The organism is Streptomyces sp. NPDC026394 (assembly GCF_055567735.1).
In genome coordinates this window covers 37,331-54,294 of the sequence record NZ_JBVHPX010000008.1, presented here as the reverse complement: position 1 = coordinate 54,294, position 16,964 = coordinate 37,331, and the positions used below count along the sequence as shown (strand labels likewise).

Here is a 16,964-nt window from a genome sequence, read left to right as displayed (position 1 = left end):
CCCGGGGACCAACGTCCTCCCGGCACACGGTCCCTCGCCCGCCGAGGGCCCTTCGGCCTCCGGGTCGGGACCAACGCCGACCTCGGTGAACGGCACGCGGCAGTGCAATGGGGGCGGGCGCAGGCACAGCTATTCGGAAGGTGCGCACCATGACCGCAACACCTGTGGAGAAGACGACCGGCGACACGGCGTGGGAGGGTTTCGAGGGCGAACGGTGGCGGGACGCCGTCGATGTCCGCGACTTCGTCCAGCACAACCACGTCCCGTACGAGGGCGACGGCTCCTTCCTCGCGGGCCCGACCGAGCGCACCACCGCGGTGTGGCAGAAGCTGCTCGGCATGTTCCCGGACGAGCGGAACCGGGGCATCCACGACGTGGACATCCACACCCCGTCCCGCATCGACGCGTTCGCGCCCGGTTACGTCGACGAGGAACGCGACCTGATCGTCGGCCTCCAGACCGACGCCCCGCTCAAGCGCGCCATCATGCCGGGCGGCGGCTGGCGGATGGTCGAGGGCGCCCTGGCGGCGTACGGGTACGAGGCCGACCCGGCGGTCAAGGAGATCTACACCCGGCTGCGCAAGACCCACAACGACGGCGTCTTCGACGCGTACACCCCCGAGATCCGCGCCTGCCGCTCCGCCGGCATCATCACCGGCCTGCCCGACGCCTACGGCCGGGGCCGCATCATCGGCGACTACCGCCGCGTCGCGCTCTACGGCGTCGACCGGCTCGTCGAGGACAAGCAGGCCGCCAAGGCCGAGGCGGACGCGCAGTGGCCCACCGAGGACGTGATCCGCGAGCGCGAGGAGATATCCGAGCAGATCAAGGCGCTCGGCGAACTGAAGGCCATGGCCGCCGCGTACGGGTACGACATCGCCCGGCCCGCCGCCACCGGCCGCGAGGCCGTGCAGTGGCTCTACTTCGGCTACCTGGCCGCCGTCAAGGAGCAGAACGGCGCGGCCATGTCGATCGGCCGCATCGACACCTTCCTCGACATCTACCTCCGCCGCGACATCGAGCGCGGCACCCTCGACGAGGAGCGGGCGCAGGAACTGATCGACGACTTCGTCATCAAGCTGCGCATCGTACGGTTCCTGCGCACCCCGGAGTACAACGAGCTGTACTCCGGCGACCCCACCTGGGTCACCTGGTCGCTGGCCGGAATCGGCGAGGACGGCCGCCCGCTCGTCTCCCGCACGACCTTCCGCGCCCTCCAGACGCTCTACAACCTGGGTCCGGCCCCCGAACCCAACCTGACCGTCTTCTGGTCGCCGCGCCTGCCGCGCGGCTTCAAGGACTTCGCCTCGAAGGTCGCCATCGACACCTCCGCGCTCCAGTTCGAGTCCGACGAGCTGATGCGGCCCAAGTACGGGGACGACACGGCCATCGCCTGCTGCGTGTCGGCCATGGCGGTCGGCAAGCAGATGCAGTTCTTCGGCGCCCGCGTCAACGTCGCCAAGGCCCTGCTGTACGCCATCAACGGCGGCCGGGACGAGGTGACCGGCAAGACCGTGGTGGCGGGCTTCGAGCCGGTCGAGGGCGAGTACCTGGACTACGCCACCGTCGCCGAACGCTACGACGCGATGCTGGAGTGGCTGGCCAAGACGTACGTCCACGCCCTGAACGTCATCCACTACATGCACGACAAGTACGCCTACGAACGCATCGAAATGGCCCTGCACGACCGCGCCGTGCTGCGCACCATGGCCTGCGGCATCGCCGGCCTTTCGGTCGCCGCGGACTCGCTGTCGGCCGTCAAGCACGCCCGGGTGCGCGCCGTCCGGGACGCAACCGGGCTGGTCACGGGTTACGAGACCGAGGGCACGTACCCGGCGTACGGCAACAACGACGACCGGGCCGACCAGATCGCCAAGGACATCGTCCACACGTTCATGCAGAAGGTGCGCAAGCACCCCACCTACCGGGACGCCGTGCACACCCAGTCCGTGCTGACCATCACCTCCAACGTCGTCTACGGCAAGAAGACCGGCGCCACCCCGGACGGGCGTCCGGCGGGCGAGCCCTTCGCGCCCGGCGCCAACCCGATGAACGGCCGCGACGAGCACGGCTACCTCGCCTCCGCCCTGTCGGTCGCCAAGCTGCCGTACGACGACGCCGAGGACGGCATCTCGCTGACCAACACCATCACCCCGGACGCGCTGGGCCGCACCGAGCAGGAGCGGATCGCGAACCTGGCGGGTGTGCTGGACGGCTACACGGTCGGCGGCGGCTTCCACATGAACGTCAACGTGCTGGACCGGGCGACCCTGGAAGACGCCATGGCGCACCCCGAGAAGTACCCGCAGCTGACGATCCGGGTGTCCGGCTACGCGGTCAACTTCGTCCGGCTGACGCGCGAGCAGCAGCTCGACGTCCTCAACCGCACCTTCCACGGAGCCCTGTGATGTCCCCCGAGACCGCGGTGCCCCTCGCCGGAGCGCGGGCGGCCCTGGAAGCCACGACGCCGGCCGGTGCGGTCGGGCACCGGCCGGTCGCCGGGTCGGTGCACTCCTGGGACCTGTCCACCGGCGTCGACGGACCCGGCACCCGCTTCGTGACGTTCCTGGCGGGCTGCCCGCTGGCCTGCCTGTACTGCCACAACCCCGACACCTGGAAGATGCGCGACGGCAAGCGCGTCCTGGCCGACGCCATGGTGGCCGAGGCGGCGAAGTACCGGGCGTTCATCCGGGCCGCGGGCGGCGGCGCCACCCTCAGCGGCGGCGAACCGCTCCTCCAGCCCGTCTTCGCCGGCGAACTCCTCCACCGCTTCAAGCACGAACTCGGCCTGCACACGGCCCTGGACACCTCCGGCTACCTCGGTGTCCGGGCCACCGACGCGCTGTTGCGCGACACCGACCTCGTGCTGCTGGACATCAAGTCCTGGGACCCCGCCCTCTACCAGAGGCTCACCGGCCGGCACCTGCGCCCGACCCTGGACTTCGCCCGGCGGCTGGCCCGCCTCGACAAGGAGGTGTGGGTACGCTTCGTGCTCGTCCCCGGGCTGACCGACGCCCCCGCGAACATCGCGGGCGTGGCCTCCTTCGCCGCCTCGCTCGGCAACGTGACCCGGGTGGACGTACTGCCCTTCCACAAACTCGGCGCCGCCAAATGGGAACGCCTCGGCCTGGACTTCACGCTACGGGACACCCCGACCCCCACCGCTCCCGAAGTGGCGGCGGCCTGCGGGGCTTTCGCGGAATACGGCCTGTCGGCAGTGTGAGGAACCCGCTCTCCCGTCAGCCGAACCGCACGCTGGCAAAGGCCGCGTCACGCGGTGCCTGCTGACCGGGAGCGAGCGGTACGGCCCGCCCCTTGCACTTCTTGCCCGAGAAAAGGACGGCCGGTGTCTTCGTGGCATTGCGGGCACCGTGCGCCTGCTGCTGCATCGTCAGGCACCGGCCGTTCGGCGGATTCTCCACCAGATACGACTTGCCCTTCGGCCCCAGCCAGACGAACGACCCCGTCGCGGCGGACGCTTCGCCCGTGGAAAGGGTCGCGGCGAAAGTGAGCCCCGCGAGAGCCACGGCGACCGGACGCAAGACACGCATCATTCATCCTCTTTCTGGAACGGTTTCCGGAAACGGCTGACCGGCCGGACCGGCCGCCGTCCGGTCAACGACGCCCAGCGGTGTCCGACACGCCTGGTACGTCCCATCGGGCCACCCGGGCGCCGAGGCCGGTCTCCGCCGCCGCAAGCCCGGCGCAGGCGTCGAAACGGGCGAGGACGAGGCGGGCCATGGCCTCCTGGGCGCCGAGAGGACGGGCGATGATCACGCACCCCGCCCGGCCGGCCTCCTCGGCGAGGCGGTCGGAGAAGCGTCCGGAGGCCATCAGGTAGGGCAGGGCAGCGACGCGGGTGCGGCCTTCGGCACGCAGGTCGGCTGCCGTACGGGCCAGGGACCGGCCGTCCGCGGAACCGTCGCACAGGACGGCCGGCCGTACCGGAACGGGGGCACCCCGCCGGGCGCACAGCGCCGCTGCCAGGTCCCGGGCAGCGGCGTGGCAACTGTCGTCGCCACCCGGCCGGCGCGAGCCCGCGGCAGCCAGGACGACGGCGTCCGCAGGGAAACCGGCGTGCGACTCGGCCTCCTGGAGACGGTGCGCGAGCGCCTCGACGACCAGCGGATGCGGAGCCAGCGGTCGCGCGGCGCGAGCAGGCCCGAGCAGCGCGGGCAGATCCACGGAGAAATGAAATCCCGACCCCAGCAACAAAGGCACCACGACCGCGGGTACGCCGTGCAGGGCGGCCACCGCCTCGTCGACCGTGGGACGGTGAATGTCGAAAAAAGCGGTTTCCACCCGCAGCGCCGGACGCAGGACGCGCACGTGCGCCAGCAACCGGTGTGTTTCCGTTTGTGCCCGGGCCTCGCGACTGCCGTGAGCGGCGGCGATCAGCACAGGGGAACGGGAATCCATGCCGTCACGCTAAAGGCGTACGCGCGCCGCGGAAAGGCACTGCTGGTCCCGGCGGCACAGGGACGACCGGCCCTGGTCAAAAGGCCCTTCGGCGCGGGGCCCGGGTGCGGAGCGGGCATAGCCTGAAAGCGCTGCGGCCCGGGAAGGCGGCGGGCTCGGGCGGCAGTCGTGGAAAACGGAAAAACGCGTCCCGTCGCCAAAGCAGCTGGCAGGAGTCCTCTCATGGTGTCATCCACCGACCGGCCCACCCTTGTTCTCGTCGGTCACGGAATGGTCGGCCAACGGCTGCTGGAAGAACTGGCCGCACGGGACGCGCTCGCCGGACCGGACGGCCGGGGCGGGCCGGGCAGCCCGGACGGCAGCGGGCGATGGCGCGTCGTGGTCCTCGCCGAGGAAGAGCGCCGCGCCTACGACCGCGTCCACCTCTCCTCGCTGTTCACCGGCACCACCCCGGAGGAACTGAACCTCGCCGACCCCGACTTCTTCGCCCGTCACGACATCACCCTGCGCCTCGGCGACCCCGCCACCGCCGTCGACACCGCCACCCGCACGGTGACCACGCGCAGGGGCGCGACATGGCGCTACGACGCGCTGGTACTGGCCACCGGCTCGTACGCCTTCGTCCCACCGGTGCCCGGCCGGGACGCGCCCGGATGCTTCGTCTACCGCACCGTGGAGGACGTCCGCGACATCCAGGAGGCGGCGCGCGGCGCCCGCACCGCGGCCGTCGTCGGCGGCGGGCTGCTCGGCCTGGAGGCGGTCGGCGCCCTGCGCTCGCTCGGCCTGGAGACCAGCGTGGTCGAGGCCGCGCCCCGGCTGATGCCCGGTCAGGTGGACACGGGCGGAGCCGACGTCCTGGCACACACCGTCGAGGCGATGGGCGTGCAGGTGCACACGGACGCGGCGATCACCGAGGTGTGGACCGGCGCGGACGGACGGGTGCGCGGACTGTCCCTGTCGGACGGCACCGGCGTCCAGGCCGACATCATCGTCTTCTCCGTGGGCGTACGGCCCCGCGACGAACTCGCCAGGACGGCCGGCCTCGATGTCGCGGACCGCGGCGGCATCGTGATCGACACCCAATGCCGCACCTCCGCGCCGGAGGTCTACGCGCTCGGCGAGTGCGCCCGTGCCGCCGACGGCAACGTCTACGGGCTGGTCGCGCCCGGCTACCGGATGGCCGAAGCCCTGGCGGACACCCTGACCGGCAAGGAAGGCAGCTTCACCGGCGCCGACACCTCCACCAAACTCAAACTGCTGGGCGCGGACGTCGCCTCCTTCGGCGACCCCTTCGCCCCGGACGCCGGCGGATCGGTGCTCTGGGCCGACTCCGGTTCCGGTGTCTACAAGAAGCTGGTGCTCGGCCCGGACGGCAAGCTGATGGGCGGCATCCTGGTCGGGGACGCGGACGCGTACGGCACGCTGCGGCCCCTCGTGGGCGCCCGGCTGCCCGGCCCGCCGGCCTCCTTCCTGCTGCCCGCCGACGCGTCGGGCCCGGTGGACACCACCGCGGTGCTCCCCGACGACGCGGTGATCTGCTCGTGCAACGGTGTCACCAAGAAGACGCTGCGCGACGCCGTGCGGGGCGGCGCGCACGACCTGGCCGCGGTGAAGAAGTGCACCGGCGCCGGCACCCAGTGCGGCGGCTGCGTCGGCGCCGTGACCTCGATCATGGAAGCGCAACTGGCGGCCGACGGCGTCGAGACGGGCCCCGGCGGCCTGTGCCCGGACTTCACGCAGACCCGCCGGGAACTGTACGAGATCATCCGGGTCACCGGCACCGACAGCTTCTCCCGGCTGGCCCGGGAGTACGGCGTACCCGGCCCGGACGGCAAGCCGCCGCACGGCTGCGCGGTCTGCCGCCCGACCGTCGCCTCGCTGCTCGCCACCCTCGGCCCGGAACTGGGCCTGCACCACATCCTCGACGGCGAGCAGGCCGCGCTGCAGGACACCAACGACCTCTTCCTCGCCAACCTCCAGAAGGACGGCACCTACTCCGTGGTGCCCCGCCTGCCGGCCGGGGAGATCAGCCCGGACCACCTCGTCGTGCTCGGCGAGGTCGCCCGCGAATTCGGTCTCTACACCAAACTCACCGGCGGCCAGCGCATCGACCTGTTCGGCGCCACCGTCGACCAGCTCCCCGCCATCTGGCGCCGGCTGGTCGACGCCGGTCTCGAATCGGGCCACGCGTACGGCAAATCCCTGCGCACCGCGAAATCCTGCGCCGGTTCCCGCTGGTGCCGCTTCGGGCAGCGCGACTCCGTCGGCATGGCCGTGGAGCTGGAACTGCGGTACCGCGGACTGCGGTCCCCGCACAAGCTGAAGCTGGCGGCCTCCGGCTGTGTCCGCGAGTGCGCCGAGGCACAGAGCAAGGACGTCGGCGTCATCGCCACGGCCAACGGCTGGAACCTCTACGTGGGCGGCAACGGCGGCGTCAAACCCCGCCACGCCGACCTCCTCGCGCAGGACCTGAGCGACGAGGAACTGATCCGGGTCGTCGACCGCTTCCTGATGTTCTACATCCGCACCGCGGACCGCCTGGAGCGCACCGCGGCCTGGCTGGAGCGGATCGACGGCGGCGTCGCCCACGTACGGGACGTCGTCCTGCACGACTCCCTCGGACTGGCCGAGGAACTCGAATCCCAGATGCAGCGGCACGTGGACGCCTACCGCGACGAATGGCGGGCCGTCCTGGACGACCCGGCGAAACTGCGCCGCTTCACCAGCTCCTTCCCCGCCCCGGCCGGCCCGGCCGCCCCCGGACACGTCCAGGTCCGTACGCCCGAGGGCGAGTGGCAGTCCGTCTGCCTGCTGGAAGACCTGGAGCCGGGACGCGGAATACCGGTCGGTGTCGGCGACGGCGACGAAGCGGTGGCGGTCGCGCTCTTCCGCTCACCGGACGGCGAGGTCTTCGCCGTCTCCGACACCGACCCCGTCTCCCGGGCCGGTGTCATCTCCCGCGGCATCTACGGGGCGGTCGACGGCGTCCCGGTCGTCACCTCACCCATGTACAAGCAGCGCTTCGACCTGCGCACCGGCGCCTGCCTGGACGACGAGAGCCGGTGCCTCCCCGTCCACGACGTCCGGGTGCTGTGACCCGACGGACACGCTGAACGGGCCGGGCGCCCGGGCGGACAGGACACTCCCTGCCCGCTCGGCCGCCCGGAGCGGCGCGGTGTCAGAACTTGCTCGTCGGCCCCTGCACTTGGCGATCGCCGTCGCCCTCGGCGCGTTCGCTCGCGAGGGCAAACGGACGACAGCGAGCGGCACGGCCACGATCGACCGGTACGCCTTCGGCATGACCAAGGGCACGGGGGTGACGGGACGGCGTCTCGCGATCGCTTTGGACGTCGTCGCGCGCCGGAGCACGACCAGCCCTGAAATCCGCTCCGCGCGCGCCTGCCGTTCGCCTTTCGCGCCCCGCACTCCACGGCGTCACCACTCTCGGCGTTGGGCACTGTCCGCTGTGGATCACTCGCACCGAGTCACCGTCTCGGTGCATCGCCCGAAAGGACAGCCCACCATGCGTCTTGCCCCACGCCTCGGCGCCGCCCTCAGCGGTCTCGCCCTCGCCCTCGGCGGCGTCGTCGCCGCGGCCCCGGCCGTCCACGCGACCCCGCAGAGCTGCTTCTACTACGTGCTGGAACAGCACCCCGAGGCCGACCCGGAGGTGGTCGAACAAGCCTGTCTCCTCGGCGCCAAGGGGACCAAGGAGAGCCACCGGGCCTGCTACACCGAGCTGCGGCGGGCCTTCGTCCCCGCGAAGATCGCCTTCGACGGGTGCCGCCGGGCCGGCCTGAAGTAGCGGTCGGGACGGCCTGGTCCGTCAGGGAGCGGGCGGACCACGGGCCCAGGGGCCACCGGAGCACCCTGGGCCCGGCTCTTCGCACGCCGGGTGCGGGGGAGAGCCCCAGCCGCCGACAGCCCGCCGTTCGGAGACCTCGGTACCCCCTGGCTGGACGCCGTGCGGGCCATGGTGGCCGCCTGGCGCCGGGCCGCCATGCCCCGCCGCGATCAGGAGAAAGCCACGAGGGAGCCGAAGGAGCCGCCGGGCGGCCGGGGATCAGCAGGCACCGTGGAGGCGGGACAGCAGCCTTTCGTGCGCCGGGGTGAAGTGTTTCCGTCCGGCGCCCGCCGCGAGGTCGTCGGCGTCGGAGGCTGGCGGCGGCAGCGCCGAGGCGAGGGCCTGGACGGGGCCGGGGTGGCCGATGGCGTGGAGGAGGCGGGCGAGGGCCTGTTCACGGGCGTACGTGGTGCCACCGTGCGCGGGACCGGCGAGTTCTTCGTGGCTGATCACACAGACGGCGGGGTGGTGCAGCAGCCACCGGCTGCGGCGCGCTTCGCGCATACCGGGGAAGCCGGGGTCGGTGAGGGCGAGGGTGATCTTGGCGTCCAGGGTGGGCTGCGCGGCGAGGATGTCGTGGTAGACGAGGTGTCCTGGCAGCGAGCCGACCGGGTCCACGGGCTGGGACAGTGCGTGGATCTGGCTGACGAGGCGGTCGCGGAGGTCGCGGTGGTGGAAGACGATGGGCGGCCGGCGGTCCGCGTGCCAGGCGCGCAGGAACCCGGCGTCGGCCGTGTCCAGATCCAGCCCGGTGAGATACCAGCAGCCCCGCCCCGGCAGCAGCCCGAGCAGTTCGGCTTCCGGCAGGCGCGCCAGGCGGGTCTCGGTGTCCGGGGCGCCCGGGGAGGCGAGCGCCGTCGGCTGGCCCAGGCGTGTCCACCACACCCGCCACAGGGCGCTGACCGCGACCTCGAAGGCGTCCTGCAGAGCGGTGTTCCGGATCCGGTCGGCCGGGTTCAGCAGGAGCGCGGCGCGGTCGGCGCCGTAGGCGGCGCGCAGCAGCGGGTAGACCTCGTCCGGGCCCGGCTGCCCGGCCGGGATGCGCGGGTCGCCGCTCATCGTGCCGTAGGGGGTGTAGCCGAGTGCGGTGGTGATGTCGGCCAGCAGCGGGGTGCCGCTGCCGGGCGGCGACACGACGATCATCTGGGGCACGGCCATGGAACATCTCCGTCCGGAAGAAGGCGGAGCGGGCCGGTCGGGCGACCGGCTGCCCCGGGTGGGCGGGCGGACCGGGCGGACGGTCCACCGCACCGGGTGATCAGAGCGGGCCGGGCGCCGGGACAGGGGAACAGGCGGTGAGCAGCAGGTCCTCGTAGACGTGGTGCCGGCGGCCGGCCGTGCGGTGGCGCAGCAGCCGGGCAGCGTGCTCGTACGCACCGGCTCCGGCCAGGGCACGGGCGAGGGTGTCCTGGATGATCTCGCGTTCCATCCGTACCCCGCCGATCCGCCGCGTCCGCTCGCCCAGCGCGCTGAGCAGGGCGGCCGCCGCCGCGGGCCGGCCCCCGGTGATCTGCGCCAGGGCCTGGACCACCGGCGTCAGGACGTCGCGGAAGTCGGGTCGGTCGTCGGCGGCCGTACGGTAGGCCAGGGCGTGCAGGTCGTCGGTGGCCGCTTCGACAGCCAGCGCCAGGGCGAGGTTGAAGGTGTGGAAGACCTCCGCCGTCCCGCCCGGCCCGGCGAGCAGGTCCCGTACCTGCTCCACGTCGCTACGGCCTGCCGGTGTCTGACCGGCGAGCATGAGCCGCCAGTTCACCCCGGCCCGCATCCCCACGTCCCCGCGCTCCAGCGCCGTGTCGGCCCGTCGGCGTGCGTCGGGGAAGTCGCCGCAGGCGATCGAGTGCAGCGCGGCGTGCCAGTTCAGGTGCCGCGCCTGTACGGCGTGCGGGTCCGCCGCGAGCCACCCGTCCAGGTACTCGACGCCGGCGCGGCCCGCGCCCAGTTCGTGCTCCGCGTGCGCGAGAGCGTGCACGGCCACGCCCGAGCGGGGGTGGATCTCCAGCGCCTGCCGGGCCAGCCGGTGCGCCTCCCGTACGCGGCCCTGCTCCGCCCTCGTCACGGCCAGCCAGCTCGTCCAGGCCCAGCTGTCCGGGCCGGCCAGCGCCGACTGTTCCTCGACCAAGGCGTCACCGTGCGCGCGGTAGGCGGCCTCCCCGCAGGCGGGGAACGCGCCGAGCAGCAGTCCGGCCACCTCGTCGGCGGGCCATCGGGCGAAGTGCGCGATCAGGTGGTCGGCGGTCAGCCGGAACTGCCCGTGGGTGTGGAGGTACACCCCGTACACCAAGCTCGCCTCGCGCTCGCCCGCCGCCTGCGCGTCCCGGTGCGCGACCACCAGTTGGTCCTTGAGCGCCGCGTCGCTCAGACTGTCGGAGGTCGCCAACGTCAGCAGCGCCCGGGCCGGCCCGCTGCCCGGGTCCGCGGCCGCCCACTGCCGCAGCAGGGGCAGTGCCCGCCCGCTCAGGGCCAGCAGTTCGGTCACCGCCTGATCTTGCAGCCACGTGCCCGCCGCCACTTTCACCGCCGCCACCTCTGCCGCCGTCCGCCCGTCTCGCCGTAGCCGTTCCGCCGGATCAGACGGAGGACACGCACAGGGCCACGCAACATTTCCCGGCCCGCACGCGGAACAACGACCCAAACCGGCCCGCGACACGTGCTGACGCATTCCGAGCCGGGCGGAAAGGTGATGCGCCAGTCGGGAACCCGGAGCGGAGAGCCGGCGGCCGTACGGCAGTTTTTGGGCTGTGCCCGGTTGGAGAACTCACGGGCGTCGGCGCAGCGTTTCGCGAGGGGCGGAGCGCTACCAGCGGAGCAAGGGTGTCGTGCTCGCACACCGAAAGCCCGGCACCCTCGCAGGGCACGCGTCAGGAAATGAGTTCGTTCGTGCGCGGTGCGGGGACAGCAGCGACGCCACCCGTGTCCATGGCGACGGAATGGCGTGTCGCTGTGCCGAAGGGGCGTGCCACTCGCCTTTTCCCGTATGCGTCTTGTCGGACGGTCGGAGAAGTGGCCATTTCCCTGTGCGGTGCCGCGCTGAGGGCTTCCCTCTCAGGGGGCAGGTGACCAGGCGCAGCCAGGCCGCCGCGAGTGCGGCGTGGCCGGCCGGGGTCGGGTGGACGCCGTCTCGGCCCAGTATTCGGGGTCGGTCGGCGTGGCGAGTTCGGTGAACATGCTGTCGGCCCGGCGGCGGACCGACGCCCGACCGCGCCTGCGCCCACGCGACACACCTGCTCAACCGGTGCGTCACCCGGCCGGGGAGGACCGCGGGGGAGGCCACGACCGACCGGTCCGAGATACGCGAGGTGGCCGGCCGGCTGCTCGCCCACCCGGAACGGCCCGCCTCGTACGGAGCACTCACCGCGCTCCCGCTCGTGTTCCTTCAGGAGGAGAGGAGCACGCCCGCGAACATCGGGCAGTCGGCCGACGGCGACGACGTGAGGCTGTCCGGACCGGCCCGCATGTTCCGGTCCCACTTCGCCGAGAACGCGGGCGAACTCGACGCGATGCGCCCCGACGTGGAAGGGGCCCTGACCTGCTTCCGGCAGGCCGGCGACCGCTGGGGCCAGGCCGTCACGCCGCCCTGCGCGCCCAACTGCGGCAGTACGACGACGACCTCGACGGCGCGCTCGCCGACCTGCGCGAGGCCCGGTCGCCGGCGAGCGGGTTCGGCTCGCTCAGCGTCGGCGACGAGGTCTTCGGCGACCTGCGCTGGATCGACCTGTACCTGCGGCGCGGCGACCTGGACCGGGACCGGGAACTGCTCGACGCCGGCGAACGGGATTTGCGCGGCGGCACCTTGTTCCCCGGCGATCACGCGCGGACACTGGTCGGCAGCGTACGGGCCGCGTACTGCCTGGAGACGGGGGACCTGTCCGGCGCGGAGCAGGCACTGGCGCAGACGTACGCGGCGGCGCTGGCGGCCCGGGACCTACCGCCCCTGTCCCTGGTGGCGGTGCAGACGGCCGCGTTCGCCCCGGCACACGGGCGGCAGCACCGGGCCGCCGCCCTGCTCGGCGCCGCCTCCCGGCTGCGCGGTGCCCACGACCGTACCGACCGGCAGGTTCGTGACCTCACCTGCCGAGGACGTGCCGCCCTGGGCGAGGGTGCTTTCACCGCGGCGTACGGTACGGGCCGGGAGCTGGACGGGCAGGCGGCCGTGACCGCGGTCGCCCCGGCCCGGCTGCGCCGGGAGTTCGGGGCGGCTCGTCCGGGTCACGGGTGAACTGTCCGGCGCGTCGTGTCCCGGCTGGTGGCGGTACGTCAGGTTTGTCCATCACCGGTGCGGCAGGGAGCGGCGCTCTCCGTCATCGCGGAGAAGGCCCCTGCCGGCCCCCGGTGTCGGTCAAATGACGCCACCGATCAAGAACCTGTCGGCCGTGACTGTCGTCTCCCAGCGTGAGATCAGTCAGGCGGGCACCGGTCGAGGGAACGCACCGGTGCGCCGCGCCGTGGGGAGCGGTCCGGCCGTGGCCTGGCTGAAGGAAAGCGTGAGGAACCTCTAGCGTTGTCGACTCGGAGGAAGATTCCGGTGCAGCTCGTGGCCAGACATGCGGAGCGGCGTGAGTTCGATGGATTGGTGACCTCGACTGCCGTCGGGCGTGGTGGGGCCGTCGTGGTGGCCGGGGAGGCGGGAATCGGCAAGTCGGCGCTGGTCGACGCCGTGGTGGAGGCGCTGGACGGGTTCGAGGTGCTGCGGGCCGCCGGTACGGAGTTCGAGCACGACCTGCTCTACGCGACACTGCACCAACTGTGCGCCCCGGTCCTCGCATACCGGCGCAGGCTTCCCGTGGTGCAACGCAGAGCCCTGGAAGCGGTGTTCGGCCTCGGCGCGCAGACCTCACCCGACCCGTTGACGGTCGGCCTCGCCGTCCTGGGACTGCTGCACGAGGTGGCGAAGGACGCGCCGGTCTGCTGTGTGGTGGACGACGCCCAGTGGATCGACGACGCCTCGCGGCGCGTGCTGGTGTTCGTGGCCCGTCGGGTGTCCGCCGAGCGGATCGCGATGGTCTTCGCCACCCGTGACGCCGGCGCGTCGTCCGGATTCGCCGAGCTGCCGCGGATGCCCCTCACCGGCCTGGGCGACGAGGACGCCCGGGCCCTGCTGGGAGCCGCCACGCACATCGGTCCGGACGCCGAGGTCATCGACCGCATCCTGGCCGAGGCGCACGGAAACCCGCTGGCGCTGCTGGAGTTCGCCCACCACGCGGAACCGTTCGGCGTCCCCGGGCCCCGGCGCTTCCGGGCCAGTGTGGTGGACACGCTGGAGGAGCAGTTCGTCCACCGCTTCGAGCGGCTGCCGGACGCCACCCGGTCGCTGGTGGTGCTCGCCGCGGCCGAGCCGGTCGGCGACCTCGACCTGCTGCGCAGCGCGGCGCGGCACCTCGGGCTGGACGCCGCGGGCCTCACCCACGCGGAGGACGCCGGACTACTGGTCCTGGGGCCGCTGTTGCGGTTCCGGCACCCGCTGGTGCGCTCCGCGGTCTACGCCTCCGCCAGCCCGGAAAAACGCCGGGGCATGCACGGCGCTCTCGCGGCCGTGACCGATCCGGAGACCGACCTCGACCGCCAGGCGTGGCACCGGGCCCACGCGGTCATCGACGCCGACGAGGACATCGCCGCGGAGCTGGAACGGTCCGCCGACCGGGCCCGCCTGCGCGGCGGATTCGCCGCGGCCGCCGCGTTCATGGAGCGGGCGGGGCAACTGACCCCCGCTCCCGACCGCCAGGCCGGGCGGCTGCTCGTCGCGGCCACCCTGCGGCTGCGGGCGGGGGCGCCCGACGCGGCCCGCGCGCTGGTCACCCGCGCGGAGCGGCGCCGGATGGACGACCAGGGCCGCGCCAAGGCACGCCTGCTGCGGGCCCGGATCGAGTACCAGCGCTCCCACGCGCCGCAGGCGACGACCCGACTCGTCGACGCCGTGACCGAGCTGGCCCCTCCCGAGCAGGCGCGGGACACCTATCTGGAAGCGTTCGCGTCGTTCATGTACAACGACATCCACCCGGGCCTCCTCAGGGACCTCGGTGCCCGGATCCGGGAGCGGGCGCCGCAGCGGGAGACCGCCGGGCCGGCCGACCTGCTGCTCGACGCGCTGCTGGACCAGGCCATGCTGCCCGTGGAGCGGGCGGTGCCGGCCATGCGCGACGCGGTGACGGCGTACCGGGCGGCCGACTCCTCGCCGGGTCCGTGGCGGATGAACCTGCTCTGTCAGGTCGCCATCGACCTGCGGGACGACGAGGCGGCGGAGGAGATCGCGGACCGGCAGGTGGACGAGGCATGGCGCCAGGGCTCCCTCGCCTCGCTGCCGCAGGCCCTGCGGTACCAGGCGGTCGCCAGAGTGTCGGTCGGCCGGTTCGACGAGGCGGCCGACAGCCTCGGCGAGGCCCGGGCCGTCGACGAGGCGGCCGGCACGGTGCCCCTGCTGGGGCCCGAACTCGTCCTGACCGGTTTCCGCGGTGACGAAGAACGGTTCGCCGAGCTGCGGGAACTGGTGGGACGGGAGGGCCGGCCGTTCGAATCCGCCGGGGAACACTACGCCAGGGCGGTACTGCACAACGGGCTCGGCAACTACGAAGCGGCACTGGACGCCGCGCTGACGGCCCAGCGTCGGCACCAGGCAGGCTCGTACTCGATCTGGGCCGTCTACAGCGAACTGGTCGAAGCCGCCGCGCGCGCCGGACGCGGCGAGGACGCGGCCGAGGCCATGGACCACCTGGAGGCGCTGGCCCGCGCGAACCCCGTCCCCTGGGCCGTCGCCGAACGGCTCCGGGCCCAGGCACTCCTCGAACGGGGCGACGACTGCGAAGCGTTGTACCGGCAGGCCATCGACCACTTCGCCCGGACCCGGGTACGGGTGCTCCACGCGCGCGCCCGTCTGACGTACGGGGAGTGGCTGCGCCGGGAGAACCGGCGGGCCGAGGCCCGTGACGAGCTGCGGGCGGCGCACGACACGCTGTCGTGCATCGGCGCCCGCGGCTTCGCCGAGCGCGCGGCCCGGGAACTGCGCGCCACCGGCGAACAGCCGCGCCGGCACGGCGAGGACCCGCTGGGCCTGCTCACCGCGCAGGAACGGCTGATCGCCGGGAAGGTCGCCGCCGGAGCGACGTCCAAGGAAGTGGGCGTGATGCTCTTCCTCAGCCCGCGCACCATCGACACGCACCTGCGCAACGTGTACCGCAAACTGGGCATCTCCTCGCGCCGCCAGCTTCGCGAGATGTCGCTGTGACGCCCCGGCGCCGCGGCACGTCACCCCGCCGGCCACGCGGGCGGTTCCGACGGGACGACGGACCACGGCCGGTTCAGGACTGGTCCCCACCGGACCGGCCGAACAGCTCGATCTCGGCGATGGCCACCTGCTTGCCGGCGGACGCGGCATGCGCCGATTCGACGGTGAACCGGACCTTGGTCGCCTCACCGACCCGGAAGGCGCGGCGCTGCCCGCCCGCGCCCGGGTCCAGGGTGAGCGCCCGGGTCGTGATCCGCCCGTCCCGGCCCGTGATCGTCGCCGTGACCCGGTGCGGCAGGGCGGACTTGCCGAGCTGATCGGCGCGGGTGGACGTCCCCGGCGTGATGATGACGTCGAGCAGCCGTACCGGCCGCGCGAACCGCATCTCCACCCACTCGCCCTGACCCGACTGCTCCACCCCGGGACCCCACCAGGTGTTGTTCAGCTTGTCGATGACCAGCTTCGGTCCGTGGCCCGGGTAGGAGCGGGAGGCCCGGATCTCGTCCGGCTCGACCGGAGCCCGTTTGGCGAAGTGGTCACGCGTCGCCTGGATGCCGTCGGGGAGGTACAGCACACCGAGGACGACCAGCGTCACGGCGACGGCCAGGGTGATCCAGGTACCGACGCGGTCGAAGGCACGGCGCAGCCGGGGACGGTCACCGGCCCAGGGGGTCTCCTGGCCGCCGGGGCCGCAGAGGCGGCGCCACCAGGGGCGGCGTCCGGGCGCGGGGGCGGCGGCGCTCTCGGCGAGGGGCATCGCGCAGCGGTTGCAGAAATGACGGTCCGGGTGGTTGGGCGTGGCGCACCAGGAGCAGGGCGGGCCGTGTCCCGTTCCCTGGGGCCCGGGGACGCGTACCTTGGGCCGGTCGGTGTCGGGCCGGCCGGGCAGGACCGGCGCCACGGACGGGGCGGGGGCGGCCGGGGGAGCCTCGTGCTCCGGGACGGGCACGAGGAGGGAACGGGCGCGGTCGGCCGGGTGACTGTTCCCGCTGTCCGGGCCGTTGGGGTGGTGGGAACTGTTCGGGCCGTTCGGGCCGTTGGGACTGCTAGCACTGGCCGGCCGCTCCGGAGGGAAACCGTCCTGTGCCGTCGGCAGGGGGATACGGGGGGCGGTGTCCTCCAGACCCGGGTCGGCGGACCCGGATCCGTACGCGGACCTGGATGCGGCCCCGGACCCGGACGCGGCCCCGGCCGTGGACCGCGACGCGTCGGCCGTTCCGCCACCGCCGCGACTCCCGCTGTGCTCCGGAGCCGCCGGGCCCGAAGGGCGGTGCCCGCCCGGAGCCGCAGACGCTGCCGGTACGCCGGAGCCGGCGGGGCCCGTGGCCGTGGCCGTGCCGTGCCCCTCGGCCCTGGCGCCCTGCGCCGGCGTCCGGTACGGCTCCGTACCCTGCGAGCCGTGGGCCCGGCCCGAAGCGGCCCCGGAAGCCGCCGACGGGCCGCCGCGGCCACCGGCGTCCCAGCGGAGGACGGCTCCGCAGGCAT

General features: G+C 73.2%; 12 protein-coding genes. 6 read left to right on the top strand and 6 right to left on the bottom strand.

Annotated features, from left to right (window positions below; all coding sequences use genetic code 11):
- Positions 1-149 precede the first annotated feature (149 nt).
- Together pflB and pflA are read left to right on the top strand one after the other, a co-directional pair.
- Positions 150-2,408 carry a formate C-acetyltransferase gene (gene pflB / locus ACZ4QV_RS20230; protein ID WP_467763196.1) on the top strand — a complete coding sequence of 753 codons (2,259 nt, stop codon included), beginning with the start codon at positions 150-152 and terminating at the stop codon, positions 2,406-2,408.
- Positions 2,408-3,223 carry a pyruvate formate-lyase-activating protein gene (pflA, locus tag ACZ4QV_RS20225; protein WP_467763195.1) on the top strand — a complete coding sequence of 272 codons (816 nt, stop codon included), beginning with the start codon at positions 2,408-2,410 and terminating at the stop codon, positions 3,221-3,223. Before pflB ends, pflA begins: the two co-directional genes overlap by 1 nt.
- A gap of 16 nt (positions 3,224-3,239) precedes the next feature.
- Here pflA and ACZ4QV_RS20220 read toward each other — a convergent pair whose 3' ends face one another.
- Together ACZ4QV_RS20220 and ACZ4QV_RS20215 are read right to left on the bottom strand one after the other, a co-directional pair.
- The gene (locus ACZ4QV_RS20220) at positions 3,240-3,551 is read right to left on the bottom strand and encodes a hypothetical protein (protein ID WP_361151104.1); all 312 of its coding nucleotides are present in this window, start codon (positions 3,549-3,551) and stop codon (positions 3,240-3,242) included.
- Positions 3,552-3,615: 64 nt separating this feature from the next.
- Complete coding sequence (locus ACZ4QV_RS20215) at positions 3,616-4,419, bottom strand: sirohydrochlorin chelatase (RefSeq protein WP_361589125.1); 804 nt, start codon at positions 4,417-4,419, stop codon at positions 3,616-3,618.
- Between the two features lie 222 nt (positions 4,420-4,641).
- Here ACZ4QV_RS20215 and nirB point away from each other — a divergent pair, with 222 nt between their 5' ends.
- On the top strand, positions 4,642-7,515 hold the full coding sequence (gene nirB, locus ACZ4QV_RS20210) for a nitrite reductase large subunit NirB (RefSeq protein WP_361589128.1): 2,874 nt from the start codon (positions 4,642-4,644) through the stop codon (positions 7,513-7,515).
- 427 nt (positions 7,516-7,942) lie between these two features.
- Positions 7,943-8,224: a hypothetical protein gene (locus ACZ4QV_RS20205; RefSeq protein ID WP_361638156.1), complete on the top strand. Its 282-nt coding sequence runs from the start codon at positions 7,943-7,945 to the stop codon at positions 8,222-8,224.
- A gap of 258 nt (positions 8,225-8,482) precedes the next feature.
- Here ACZ4QV_RS20205 and ACZ4QV_RS20200 read toward each other — a convergent pair whose 3' ends face one another.
- The 3 genes from ACZ4QV_RS20200 to ACZ4QV_RS20190 form a co-directional block, all read right to left on the bottom strand.
- Positions 8,483-9,421 (bottom strand): hypothetical protein, encoded by a 939-nt coding sequence (locus ACZ4QV_RS20200; RefSeq protein ID WP_361150828.1) that lies wholly within the window; start codon positions 9,419-9,421, stop codon positions 8,483-8,485.
- A gap of 100 nt (positions 9,422-9,521) precedes the next feature.
- A complete protein-coding gene (locus ACZ4QV_RS20195; protein WP_361150831.1) occupies positions 9,522-10,739 on the bottom strand; it encodes a tetratricopeptide repeat protein in 1,218 nt (405 codons plus the stop codon).
- Between the two features lie 897 nt (positions 10,740-11,636).
- The gene (locus tag ACZ4QV_RS20190; RefSeq protein WP_467763194.1) at positions 11,637-12,071 is read right to left on the bottom strand and encodes a hypothetical protein; all 435 of its coding nucleotides are present in this window, start codon (positions 12,069-12,071) and stop codon (positions 11,637-11,639) included.
- Here ACZ4QV_RS20190 and ACZ4QV_RS20185 point away from each other — a divergent pair.
- Both ACZ4QV_RS20185 and ACZ4QV_RS20180 read left to right on the top strand, forming a co-directional pair.
- Entirely contained in the window at positions 12,054-12,479 is a 426-nt protein-coding gene (locus ACZ4QV_RS20185) for a hypothetical protein (RefSeq protein ID WP_467763193.1), read from the top strand. The two genes, ACZ4QV_RS20190 and ACZ4QV_RS20185, sit on opposite strands and share 18 nt — an antisense overlap.
- A gap of 306 nt (positions 12,480-12,785) precedes the next feature.
- Positions 12,786-15,479, top strand: coding sequence for a helix-turn-helix transcriptional regulator (locus ACZ4QV_RS20180; RefSeq protein ID WP_361616275.1), 2,694 nt, complete (start codon positions 12,786-12,788; stop codon positions 15,477-15,479).
- 73 nt (positions 15,480-15,552) lie between these two features.
- Here the strand turns inward: ACZ4QV_RS20180 and ACZ4QV_RS20175 are convergent, their stop codons facing one another.
- Entirely contained in the window at positions 15,553-16,428 is an 876-nt protein-coding gene (locus tag ACZ4QV_RS20175; RefSeq protein WP_467763192.1) for an NADase-type glycan-binding domain-containing protein, read from the bottom strand.
- Positions 16,429-16,964: the final 536 nt, after the last annotated feature.

Excerpts from the sequence above, each read along its gene's own strand:
- pflB (WP_467763196.1), top strand. The coding sequence starts at position 150 with ATGACCGCAACACCTGTGGAGAAGACGACCGGCGACACGGCGTGGGAG.
- pflA (WP_467763195.1), top strand. The coding sequence starts at position 2,408 with ATGTCCCCCGAGACCGCGGTGCCCCTCGCCGGAGCGCGGGCGGCCCTG.
- ACZ4QV_RS20220 (WP_361151104.1), bottom strand. The coding sequence starts at position 3,551 with ATGCGTGTCTTGCGTCCGGTCGCCGTGGCTCTCGCGGGGCTCACTTTC.
- ACZ4QV_RS20215 (WP_361589125.1), bottom strand. The coding sequence starts at position 4,419 with ATGGATTCCCGTTCCCCTGTGCTGATCGCCGCCGCTCACGGCAGTCGC.
- nirB (WP_361589128.1), top strand. The coding sequence starts at position 4,642 with ATGGTGTCATCCACCGACCGGCCCACCCTTGTTCTCGTCGGTCACGGA.
- ACZ4QV_RS20205 (WP_361638156.1), top strand. The coding sequence starts at position 7,943 with ATGCGTCTTGCCCCACGCCTCGGCGCCGCCCTCAGCGGTCTCGCCCTC.
- ACZ4QV_RS20200 (WP_361150828.1), bottom strand. The coding sequence starts at position 9,421 with ATGGCCGTGCCCCAGATGATCGTCGTGTCGCCGCCCGGCAGCGGCACC.